General features: G+C 47.8%; 12 protein-coding genes. 9 read left to right on the forward strand and 3 right to left on the reverse strand.

The window, feature by feature from the left end; translation table 11 throughout:
* Positions 1-287 precede the first annotated feature (287 nt).
* The 4 genes from sdhB (at position 288) to MKY28_RS01540 (ending at position 3,792) form a co-directional block, all read left to right on the forward strand.
* Positions 288-1,052, forward strand: a complete 765-nt coding sequence (gene sdhB / locus MKY28_RS01525; protein ID WP_036605794.1) for a succinate dehydrogenase iron-sulfur subunit — start codon at positions 288-290, stop codon at positions 1,050-1,052.
* Between the two features lie 175 nt (positions 1,053-1,227).
* Complete coding sequence (locus tag MKY28_RS01530; protein ID WP_340018448.1) at positions 1,228-2,202, forward strand: metallophosphoesterase; 975 nt, start codon at positions 1,228-1,230, stop codon at positions 2,200-2,202.
* A 57-nt stretch (positions 2,203-2,259) separates the two neighbouring features.
* Entirely contained in the window at positions 2,260-2,991 is a 732-nt protein-coding gene (locus MKY28_RS01535; protein ID WP_340018447.1) for a metallophosphoesterase family protein, read from the forward strand.
* A 168-nt stretch (positions 2,992-3,159) separates the two neighbouring features.
* Positions 3,160-3,792, forward strand: a complete 633-nt coding sequence (locus MKY28_RS01540; RefSeq protein WP_053061418.1) for a GNAT family N-acetyltransferase — start codon at positions 3,160-3,162, stop codon at positions 3,790-3,792.
* 473 nt (positions 3,793-4,265) lie between these two features.
* Here MKY28_RS01540 and MKY28_RS01545 read toward each other — a convergent pair whose 3' ends face one another.
* Entirely contained in the window at positions 4,266-5,075 is an 810-nt protein-coding gene (locus MKY28_RS01545; RefSeq protein ID WP_338706964.1) for a histidinol-phosphatase, read from the reverse strand.
* A 30-nt stretch (positions 5,076-5,105) separates the two neighbouring features.
* The gene (locus MKY28_RS01550) at positions 5,106-6,008 is read right to left on the reverse strand and encodes a LysR family transcriptional regulator (RefSeq protein ID WP_036605798.1); all 903 of its coding nucleotides are present in this window, start codon (positions 6,006-6,008) and stop codon (positions 5,106-5,108) included.
* Positions 6,009-6,465: 457 nt separating this feature from the next.
* On the opposite strand from MKY28_RS01550, the gene MKY28_RS01555 reads away from it, so the two are divergent.
* The 5 genes from MKY28_RS01555 to MKY28_RS01575 all read left to right on the forward strand — a co-directional run bounded on the left by MKY28_RS01555 (position 6,466) and on the right by MKY28_RS01575 (position 11,340).
* The gene (locus tag MKY28_RS01555) at positions 6,466-6,924 is read left to right on the forward strand and encodes a chemotaxis protein CheX (protein WP_340018446.1); all 459 of its coding nucleotides are present in this window, start codon (positions 6,466-6,468) and stop codon (positions 6,922-6,924) included.
* Positions 6,925-6,980: 56 nt separating this feature from the next.
* On the forward strand, positions 6,981-7,754 hold the full coding sequence (locus MKY28_RS01560; protein ID WP_047841269.1) for an SDR family NAD(P)-dependent oxidoreductase: 774 nt from the start codon (positions 6,981-6,983) through the stop codon (positions 7,752-7,754).
* Positions 7,755-7,966: 212 nt separating this feature from the next.
* A complete protein-coding gene (locus tag MKY28_RS01565; protein WP_047841268.1) occupies positions 7,967-9,340 on the forward strand; it encodes a DEAD/DEAH box helicase in 1,374 nt (457 codons plus the stop codon).
* A gap of 27 nt (positions 9,341-9,367) precedes the next feature.
* Complete coding sequence (locus tag MKY28_RS01570; protein ID WP_036605802.1) at positions 9,368-10,120, forward strand: ABC transporter ATP-binding protein; 753 nt, start codon at positions 9,368-9,370, stop codon at positions 10,118-10,120.
* A 2-nt stretch (positions 10,121-10,122) separates the two neighbouring features.
* Entirely contained in the window at positions 10,123-11,340 is a 1,218-nt protein-coding gene (locus tag MKY28_RS01575; RefSeq protein ID WP_340018445.1) for an ABC transporter permease, read from the forward strand.
* Positions 11,341-11,509: 169 nt separating this feature from the next.
* Here the strand turns inward: MKY28_RS01575 and MKY28_RS01580 are convergent, their stop codons facing one another.
* On the reverse strand, positions 11,510-11,638 hold the full coding sequence (locus tag MKY28_RS01580) for a hypothetical protein (protein WP_017692471.1): 129 nt from the start codon (positions 11,636-11,638) through the stop codon (positions 11,510-11,512).
* Between the last annotated feature and the right edge of the window lie 204 nt (positions 11,639-11,842).

Here is an 11,842-nt window from a genome sequence, read left to right on the forward strand (position 1 = left end):
GCCTTAGCGATGCTTCAGAACTTCAATACTGCCCATCCAGCATGAATGGAGTGCAGTTTCCAGCAAAGTGACCCTGTGTGCACGACGTAGCGGAGGAAGCGGAAATGCCCAGAAGAAGCGAAGCGCTCGCCTTTATCACCGGATTTTAACCCTGGAAAAGGTTGATCAAAAAAATCCGGGGATAACAGCGATCAGAGGGGCATTCCGCTGACGAAGCGTCTCCCGTGCACCAAACCATTTTGCGCATCAGCAATACAATCATCGTCACCAGAGGAGGGGACTACGATATGGCGGAACAAGCTACAGCCAACAAAACCGTCAAGTTTATCATCACCCGTCAGGATAGCCCGGAGTCATCTTCGTACAACGAAGAATTTGAGCTTCCGTACCGTCCCAACATGAATGTGATCAGCGCCCTGATGGAGATTCAGCGGAACCCGGTCAATACAGATGGCAAATCCATTGCTCCCGTGTGCTGGGATTCCAACTGTCTCGAAGAAGTCTGCGGTGCCTGCTCCATGGTCATCAACGGCAAGCCACGTCAAGCATGTGCAGCCCTGATCGACAAGCTCGAACAGCCTGTTCGTATCGAACCGATGAAGACATTCCCAGTGGTTCGTGACTTGGTCATCGACCGTAGCCGGATGTTTAGCGCCCTGAAACGAGTAAAAGCATGGATTCCGATCGATGGTACCTATGACCTCGGTCCAGGTCCACGGATGCCTGAGAAGAAGCGTCAGTGGGCATATGAGCTGTCCAAATGCATGACATGTGGTGTATGTCTGGAGGCATGCCCGAACGTCAATGAGAAAACAGACTTTATCGGTCCAGCAGCACTGTCTCAAGTGCGTCTGTTCAACGCTCACCCAACAGGGGAGATGAACGCCGACGATCGTCTGGAAGCGTTGATGGAAGACGGAGGCATCGAGGGCTGTGGTAACTCACAGAACTGTGTGCAATCCTGTCCAAAAGGCATTCCACTGACAACCTCCATTGCCGAAATGAACAAACAAACGACCAAGCATATGTTCAAACGCTGGTTGGGTGTATAATCTCGTCATAACATGTGCAGAAGTGTAATCTGCAACTTAGAAGAAGTCGTGATCCCGTGCAGCAACATGCCGGAGATCCCGGCTTCTTTTTGTAATGAAGCAGAGGAACCGGGCTACCCATGCAGAATATGATATACTAAGGGGATGGATTAAGAGCGTAGAAGGAGGGGGAGATATGGCAGAGACACCGCGTCAGGGCAGCAACAACTCGCCGTCCCAGCGCTCGCACAAAGCATCAGGTGCAGAAGAGTCTGTGTTTCCTGGGGAAGAAAAGGATCATGATCCCTCTCGCCGAAGTTTCTTATTGCGCATGGTTTTGATGACAGCGGGTGCCAGTTTGCTTACAGGAGGTTATGCCTGGTTATGGGAACCGCGTCGTCTGGAGATCAAGCAAGTAGAGCTGAAACTTCCGAAGTTTCCAAAGGCATTTGAGGGTTTGCGTGTAGTTCAGTTCAGCGATGCCCATCTTGGTTTTCATACCGGGGTGAAAGAGCTGAAGAAGCTGGCAGCAACGATTGAGGAGCAGCGACCGGACTTGATTTGTTTTACCGGAGACATCGTCGAGAGGGAAGCAGAGCCGATGCGTGAATGTATTCCGGTACTCGCCTCCATGCAAGCGAAGTATGGCAAATATGCTGTTTTGGGGAATCATGATTATCGGGGTGGACAGCAGAATGAAGTGACAACCATGTTCCGTGAAGCGGGATTCACTTTGTTACGGAACGAACATGTGGTGATTGAACAAGGGGGCGAACGTCTGGCTATAGCTGGTCTGGATGACGCACTTACAGGCAGGCCTGATCCTGCCCAAGCCATCAAGGGTTTGGATCATGATGTGTGGAAATTGTTACTTATGCATGAACCGGATTATGCCGATATTGCCACTCCCTATGGTTTCGGATTACAACTTTCCGGTCATAGCCATGGTGGACAGGTACGTTTTCCTTGGATCGGGGCACTGACAACTCCGCGAGGTTCACACAAGTATGTTCAAGGGTTGTATTACACGGATGTCCAGGGGGTATATTACACCACCCAGACACAGATGCCGGTGTATGTGAATCGTGGTTTTGGCATGACTCAACTGCCCATTCGTTTTCTGTGCAGACCAGAATTAACGGTGTTTGAGCTTAAAGGATCAACCACATAAAAGAATATAAGATGAATTTAAAACATAAAGGGTTGAACATGAATGGAGGTTATCCAGATGGAAAGAATTGCGATTGTATCCGACATTCATGGCAACATGACTGCCTGGGAAGCAGTGTTAAAAGATATCCGAAGTCGTGGCGTGGAGCGAATCTTTTGTCTTGGTGACCTCGTGGGCAAGGGGCCAGAACCGGTACAGGTTGTGGATCAGGTGAGAGCGACGTGCGAACTTGTTATCCGTGGCAATTGGGATGAACTGGTTGCGGTTAACCAAGACAACGAGAACTTTACGTGGCAAGCAGAGCGGCTGGGTGAGGAACGATTGGCGTACTTGGCGGGCCTGCCCTTCAGTCATCAATTTCAACTGAGCGGTCGCACCATCCGTCTGGTCCATGCTTCACCTCAAAGTGTATACCATCGTGTACAGCCGTGGGACGCGATGGAAAAGAGGTTGGCAATGTTTGATCCTCCGGCTGATGAGCCTGAGCAAGGTGTTGCAGATGTTGTAGGTTATGGGGATGTGCATAACGCATACTTGCAGTATATGAACGGCAAGTTACTGTTTAATGCAGGCAGTGTTGGTAATCCACTCGATCTTCCCCAAGCTTCCTACTGTATTCTGGAGGGTGAAGACAGCAACGATAACAATCCCCCGTTCAATGTTCAATTCGTGCGGGTGCCTTATGATATTGAGCGAGAAGTACAGGTTGCACAGTCGGCGAATGTTCCTGCATTGGATTTCTATATTCGTGAGATTCGTACGGGTATCTATCGCGGGCTGCAGGAGTAGTCAGCATCTGGACCTTTTAGCGTGATGAATTGAATGATGCAATATATTAATACTAAAATGCGAATACTAAAGTTCGTGGATCAGTTCAAATGGTATTACGCCGGATCATCATCAGAGCATGCTTGTCTTACCGGACTAGAGCCCGTTTAGGCAAAAGGAGCGATTGTCATGCTTACCCGAAAAATGCTGGTTCAAGGTCTGCCGGCTTTGTGGACAGAGCGTCTTGTCCTGCGATCATTACGTCAAAGTGATTACAGCACATTATCGGAACTCTTTTCCGATCCTCAAGTCATAAGATATGTGAATAGGGGAAGCCAGCCCACGCCAATCCGAGCGAGACGGTTATTGAACCAGATACGGAGCAGCAGCGCCAAGCTGGATTCGTTACATTATGGGATCTGCTGGAGAGGCAAGGAACAAGTTATTGGGATCACCTCATTCCAGCACTGGAATGATCAGAATGGTACCGCACAGATTGGTTATATCCTGAACAGGTCCTGTTGGGGCAGGGGTGTGGCTACCGAGGCGGTACAGCGGCTGCTGCAGTTTGGATTTGACGATCTTCATCTGGGGAGGGTGGAGGCACGTTGTTATGAGGCCAATGTATCTTCACAACGGGTGCTAAGCAAAATAGGGATGTCCTATGAGCGGAGTCTTCCCTCGTTCGGACTGAATGATGAGGATGACGAGGGATCAGAATCCCTGATGGATGTTAAAGTGTATAGCATGTATCGGGAACAATACGTACGCCCGCTTCAGGAAAAAGACCTGCAAACCCTGGTATCTGACAAGCCGCAATGACATAGAGTAAGAGTAGCCAAACGTGAATGAATCGAACTTCAATCATTTGTTACACAATTGAAATATAGCTGCAATTGAACTCTAACAGACAGGGGGTAAACTTATCTCATGACCCCCTTTTTGATAATAGATAATGCTGTTGGGACCCGCGCGAGCGGGTTCATTTTTTTTGTCCATATAAGTTAACTGTGGAATATTTACACTGGCCACTCCGATGACAGAATAACTTTCCGATCGCTGTTATACCCGGATTTTTTTGATTCCCATATTTTAGAAGGGGAAATCCGGGGATAGCGTATGCTTCCGATGCAGCTTTCTTTCAGAAAGCTTTTAGGCGACCGCTTCGCTTCTTCACGTTATTTCTGTCCTCTCCGTTATCGTGTAAAATATAATTATATTTCCTTATATAGGGCAATAAAAGGCCCCCACGGCGTGAACAAGCGCGCTGTGGGGGCCTTTGTGTTTGCTATTTTTTACAGTGGTACAACCTGCATCTGTTTCTGCTTGAAGTATACCCAGTCGGTGAATCCGATCTCCTTGAGACGTGTACGAACGTCATCCAGCTCGTCTGCAACCCGCTGTGGTTTATGAGCATCCGATCCAAATGTCACCTTCACTCCATAATGATGGGCGCGTTCCAGAATGGCATCCGAGGGATACCAGCCACCGCTGAGTTTGGTTTTGCCAGATGTGTTAATTTCGATCGCTACGTTGGATTCTGCAATGACCTGCAACGTTTCATCAATGGCCTGATCAGCGATAATATCGGAGAAAGGTGGATAGTTTCCTTTCATCGCATCAATATGTCCAAGAATCTGGAACATACCGCTGCGAGCCGATTCCCGAATTAATGAATAATAGCTTTCTTTCACTTCAACTTTGCGAGCATTGCTTAGGCCATTCCACCGGGTTTTGTTGAAGATACTCACATCCTCGGTATGATGAACTGAACCAATAATATAGTCAAAAGGATACTGTCCCAGTGTGGTACGGTACAATTCTGCATGAACAGGGAAGTAGTCGGATTCAATGCCGAGCAGCACATCGATTTTACCAGCGTACTCTTCTTTCAAAGCAAGGACTTCTTCCACATAATGCTGCAATTCCGACTTGCCCATTGCGATCCGGGGAAATGCCTGCTCAAGCTCACTGCCAAAGTACGGCGTATGATCCGAGATACCGATGGCCTGAAGTCCTGCCTTAATACCTGCCTCTATATAATCGCGGATGTTGCCGTCTGCGTGACCACAACGAAAATGATGTGTATGAAGATCAAATTTCATATGGAATCCTTCCTTTCTCATGGCTCATTGTCATTCTGAACTGATGAATTGGGTTTCCGGCATACCTTTGAGGTCACTTATGAATTGTTGCATTGCTGAGTTAAGGTATCGACTGGACTTATAGATGACACCAACAGGGTGACTGACCTCCAGCTCACTTAAGGGTATCATTCGCAATGTACCTTGACGCAACTCATGCGCAACAGATTGTTTGGAGATGACAGCTGCCCCGAGATCAATCTCGACCATCCGTTTCACTTCTTCGCTGCTCGACAACTCCATTACAATGTTAGGTTCAATATTATGTTTCTTGAAGATAGTTTCCGTAAACCTTCGTCCTACGGTATCAGGGGACAGCAGAATCAATGGTGTACTCCGGAGCACATCCACTGCAGCATGTTTTTTCTTTGCCAGCGGATGGGAAGGAGATACCACGAGTTCAAATGTGTCATAGTAGAGCACAGATGTATTCAGGTTGGGATTACGCTCCGTGAGATAACCGATACCAATATCAACCAGACCATTTTCGACCTGGGTATAGATCTGTGATGAAGGAAGGGACTGGATACTGGTTTTGATCAGCGGGAATTGATCTTGGAAATAGGATAACACCCTTGGCAAGATCTGAATAGCAATGGAAGTTGTTGTGCCTAATACGATACGTCCCTGAGGCGTTTCATCAAGATCGGACAATTTTTGTTTCAACTCATCAACGATGTCGAGCATCCGTTCAGCGTGCTCCAGGAATACCTGTCCACGGTCTGTCAGGGTAACAGGTTGGTTCCGATCCACAAGAACGGTGCTGAATTCGTCCTCCAGACTTTTGATCTGGGCCGAGACGGCAGGCTGGGTCAGGTTCAGAAGTTCTCCCGCTTTGCGGAAGCTCATCGTTTTGGAAATGGTAATTAGTGTCTCCAGTTGGCTTATGTTCATAGGTGACCTCCTTGCAGGCAAAATTTCTTGATTATGTAGTGTTTAGTGTGATGTAATCCCGTAACTGGTTATTGTTCCGTTATCTTAAATTATAGGTGATTCAGGACAGCAGAGCAATGAAGGTGATTATCAGGATCAAAAGTAGTTCAAGAGACTGTGAAAAAAACGCGAATACAAGAATTTGATTTTTTTTACAGTTGCGAGAAAGCAGTAATAAAGTCCTAAATGCCCTTTGCCACGCACGATGATCGAAATGCTTTCTTCAAAAGAAGTGAAAAGCGCTGTTTATTCGCTAGAATCAGCTATAAACATTTGCCCCACGGATGACGATAAATTATAGTACACATGGTTTAACGAATTCTTAATGAATTCTTGTACGTGATAAAGTATAATAAATTTAATGAATATGGGACTTTTGGTGTGTGACCAATAACCCAGTGCGAGGGGGACATAGACAGTGAAAGCGGAAGTGATTAATCCTTTCCTGGAATCGGCACGGAACGTATTCGAACAGCTCATCCAGGTTTCGCCTTCCACCGGGAGTCTTGGCGTGAAAAATGTAGAGTACATTGCAGACCATGTCTGGATCGTGATCGGAATGACCGGACAACTTAGCGGAAACATTGTATTTGGAATTAATGAACAAGTTGCATTGAAAATTGTATCTGCGATGATGGGTGGTTTTGTCATTACAGAAATGGATGAAATGAGCAAAAGTGCGATTTCCGAACTGGGGAATATGATCAGTGGTAACGCCAGCACGATCCTGTCAAACCAGGGTGTTGTGGTCGATATTACACCTCCACAAGTGATGAAGTCCGAATATCTGACTACATTTAGTGCAACGAAAGCACTGAGTATTCCTTTACTGATGGACGGCATTGGTGAGATGGATATTCAGGTCATGATCTCGTAGAATAGAACCATACGCCTCAAAAGGCAATATGTGTTCAATACGGGAGGACATCACGGATGCTGAAAGATCAGGTAGTGTTTATCACAGGTGCATCGAGTGGTATCGGTGCGCTGTGTGCGCAGATGCTGATAGAAGAAGGAGCCATCCCAATTCTGGCTGCCCGTTCACGGGACAAGCTGGAAGAGATTGGTGCCTCGCTGAAAGGGCCGCATGAATTACTCACACTTGATGTTACGGATAGTGAGCAGGTTCAGGCAGCTGTGGATGCGATATTGCATAAATACGGACGAATCGACATTTTGCTGAACAATGCAGGTTACGGGAAATTCGCAGCGATGACAGAGATGTCTGTACAGGAATTCGATGAGATGATGGACGTTAATTACATGGGCATTGTACGTTGCACCAAAGCAGTGCTTCCACAAATGCTGGAACGTGGCAAAGGTCAGATTGTGAACGTGGCCTCCATGGCTGGCAAAATCGGTACAGCCAAATCCGCTTCCTATACGGCTACGAAACATGCTGTCCTCGGATTTAGTAATGCGCTGCGTCAAGAGCTTCGCAAGACTGGCGTCATGGTGACAACGATTAATCCGGGTCCGATTGATACACCATTTTTCCATCGGGCTGACCCTTCTGGCAATTATGTGAATAATGTACGCTGGATGATGTTGAAACCGGAAGACGTTGCGGGTCATATGATTCGGGCGATGAAAAAGCGCAAGGAAGAAGTGAATCTGCCAAGACTTGCTTCTGCTGGCATATGGCTGTACCAGCTATTTCCTCGTCTTGCAGATCGATTGTCGCACGGTGTAATGAATCAGAAGTAAATGTGATACGAGGCATCATATACGGAATGAAAGAAAGGCTCCGCCGAGGGGCTTTTCTTTTTTTTGGCGTGTATACATACAATTCTGGAATAAGATTTGGTACACGGGCTTTTTTCGCATATAATGAAAGGTAATGTGATGACAGGCTTCGGTTTATATCCGTACAAGCAAGGCTAGCATCAAAATGAATAAATTTAAAAGGATGGACATACATGACGAATCAAACATTTGCTTCAATTGGCGTGGAACAGGATCTGGAGGCCGTTTTGGCGAAACATGGCATTAACGAACCTTCACCTGTACAGGCTCAGACGATCCCGGTTATTTTGGAAGGCCGAGATGTCGTATCCAAATCCCAGACGGGAACAGGAAAAACGCTGGCATATCTGCTGCCACTGTTACAATCCATCAAAATGGATATCAAAGGTACGCAGAAACTCATTATTGCACCTACGCAAGAGCTGGCGATGCAAATTGTACGTGAAGCGCAGCGTTATGCGGAAGAACGTAAGATTGGCGTATTGGGTCTAATTGGAGGCGCAGCGGCTAAACGTCAGATCGAGAAGTTGCGTGAGCATCCACAATTGGTTGTGGGTACACCGGGACGACTGAAGGAATTGATTACACTCAAAAAACTGAAAATGCACAACGTCTCTACGATTGTTATCGATGAAGCAGACCAAGTGTTCCAACTTGGCGGCGTAAGTGACGTGAACTTTGTACTTAAGAGCGCATTGCGGGACCGTCAGCTGATCTTCCTGTCAGCAACCATTGATGAGCATACAGCTGGACTCGCAAAGCGTGAGATGAAAGAGCCTGTGCAGATCGGAATTGAACCGGATCGAGCTACGGCTGCGGGCCTTGAGCATTATTATTTTGTAGAAGAAAACCGTAACAAAATTGACATGCTGCGTCGTCTGGTTAGACAGTACAATCCGGATCGGGCAATCGTATTTGTGAATGCAACCGAAGATATTGGTGAAGTTGAAGCAAAAATGAATCATCTGGGCTTGTCCGCTGCTGCGCTGTATGGAGATGCTGACAAAGTGACCCGCAGTAACGTATTGTCTGCCTTCCGTAATGGCAAACTTCAGTTGCTGATTGCCAGCGAAGTGGCTGCCAGAGGACTGGATATCGAAGGTTTGCCAATGGTCATTAACTATGACCCTGCCTTTGACTCGGAGCACTATGTTCACCGTGCAGGTCGTACAGGCCGGATGGGACGCTCGGGTATCGTTTTGTCCATTGTGGATGAAACACAGATCTTTATTATGCGTAAATTCGCACGCGAACTTGGAATCGAACTGTCAGAACGTGTACTCTTTGGCGGTAAAGTACTGGAGGCTGACCCGCGTCCGGACACGCGGCCTGAGGGACATTCGTTCTCCAGAAAACCAGGACAATCCAGAGATCGCAAACCAGGTCAGGGCAATCGTAATGGGGGAACCCGAGCTACAATCTCCAATTCGCGTCCAGCAGGTAGCAAACCAACGGGTAATACAGGCCGCACGGAGCGCGACCAGGATCGTAAAAACAAAGGAGCACCCAAGTGGAGTAAAGATAAAACGCCACGCTCCGAAGAATAGAATCTGACGAAAGGGGTGCAGGGATAGATGGAAAACGTTCAATCGCCTGTTCTGCAAATCAGCGGGTTAAGCGGAGGTTATAGTGCCAAACGGCCCGTCCTTCACGGCATCGATCTGGAAGTTGGACGTGGAGAGATGGTCGGACTAATCGGCTTAAACGGTGCTGGCAAAAGCACAACCATGAAACATATCCTCGGCTTGATGACCCCTCAACAGGGCGAAGTGCGAGTGATGGGCAAGAAGCGGGACGAGGATGCGCAGATCTACCAATCGGCTATGGCATTTGTACCGGAATCACCTGAACTGTATGATGAGATGACGGTGATGGAGCACCTGGAGTTTACGGCAAGAGCGTACAATGTGTCGGAGGCTGATTTCAAACAACGTACGGAGAAACTGTTGGAACTGTTCCGTATGAATGAGAAAAGTACAAGTCTGTCGACCCACCTGTCTAAGGGGATGCGGCAAAAGGTCATGATTATGTGTGCTTTTGTGGCCGGACCACCACTGTACATCATTGATGAGCCTTTCCTGGGATTGGACCCGCTGGGTATTCGCTCTTTGCTTGATTTTATGCTGGAGATGAAAGCTTCAGGATCATCCATCCTGCTCAGTTCACACATTCTGTCCACGATTGAAAATTACTGTGACCGTTTTATCGTTCTGCACCGTGGGCAGGTTATTGCTCAAGGTACGCTGAATGAACTGCGCTCCCAATTCGGGGAATCGGATGCCACGCTGGAGCACATGTTCTATTCCCTCGTACAAGGCAGGGATTGAGCATGGATCTCAAGCAGCTATGGAAGCAAAGACGCACAGGATTCTGGAACGGAATTCTTCCTTATCTGGGTTATGTGATCCAGAGCGGTGTAGCTATGGTTTTTTTATTTCTCGTCATTGCGTTCTCCGCCTGGTATACATCGTTTGTCCAGAACATTCCGGCGGAATTTCCGATTCGCTGGGTTGCATTGCTGCTGCTGGCACCACTAGTGCTGTTTAGCAGTTATCGTACATATCTGCTTCCGGCAGATATTGTGTTCCTGCGACCACAGGAATACCGGATGCAGGAGTATTTGAAGAACAGCTTTGCCCGGGGCATCATCTATAAAACTCTGGGCTTGCTGCTTGTATTTGTTACACTGTGGCCGCTCTATGTCAGAGCAGATCTGGATGCACGGCCATTTGGCTGGTTCATCGTATTCCTGTTGCTGTGGAAAGGGTTGTCCAGTTATGGAGCGTGGCAAGAGCTAAGAATGGTTCAGGTCGGTGCGGCAAGAGGATATCGTCTCTTGCGATGGGCTCTGGCAGTGCTGGCGGTTGGCGCATGGCTGTGGCAGCCACCGCAGCGCAGCGTCTGGTTCCTGCTGTTGCTGGCTGTTGTCTACATCGTCGCCTTGCGTATACCGGTGAAACATCGGGTAGCGTGGGAACGACTGATCCAGGTAGAGCAGGGTCAGGCTGGCAGGGTTATGCGTACGCTTGGCTGGTTTGTGGATGTACCTTCATCCGGACAGAAAGTAAGTTCGCGTCGCTGGCTTAGCAAATTGGGGAGCGGTCTTCCCTGGAATGCAGGGAAAGCTTACCGTTACTTGATAACCAAAACGTTTATTCGAACCGAAGTGTTTTCAATCGTGTTACGCTTAATTGTACTGGGCATGTTACTATCCTGGTGGACAGCAGGCAGCTACTTTGGTGTCGGGGTGTATCTGTTCTTCCTGTTGCTTGCAGGTGTTCAGTTAGGTGCGCTGCGTCGCAGTCATAGTGAATCGTTCTGGATTATGATCTATCCAATCTCGGGTGAGAGTCGTCGTTCTCAGGTGTTGGGATTCATATTCCATCTACATGCACTGGCTGCGTTACTCATGTGGCTGCCTATGCTGGCTGCCGGAGCAAGCGGACTGACTGTCACCGGAGTAGCACTTATTTTGGGTATACTGGTGATTGTGATCATGCGGCGTTCGCAAGGTAACAAGTGGTTGAAGGAAGAAGAGGACGAGTAAACGATCGGACACCTGACCAACTCGGATTATTACATTGGGCTCATCAGTGAGAGGTACAAAAGATAACAAAAGAAGGGTATTCCGGGCTGTGTCCCGGTATACCCTTCTTTGTGCTGTAATGGAATCATGCAATCAGATCACTTGGTTCTCGCGTAAGTGTGTATTGGTACTAACAGAGGAACGATTTAGTGATAATCACGAGCAAGATGAACAGAACGAGAATGGCACCTGTGTTTGTAAATCCTCCGCCGTAACCGCCGCATCCATAACCGCCTCTTGTATCTTCAACTCCAGACATGGTCATTCCCCTTTCAAGTGGTTGTTTGGCACGCCCTTGCGTACATCGTATATTATGTGCCATGGGGGTAGGCTGATTGGGCCGATGCCCGGTAAAGCCAGAAATTAAAGCTTTTGGGCTGATAAAACACAAAAGAACCCTTCGTATATTCAGTGACATGAAGCGTCGCCGTTATACAAAGGGTTCTTATAACATTCAGGGTAC

Source organism: Paenibacillus sp. FSL R5-0473 (assembly GCF_038004565.1).
Lineage (GTDB): Bacteria > Bacillota > Bacilli > Paenibacillales > Paenibacillaceae > Paenibacillus > Paenibacillus amylolyticus.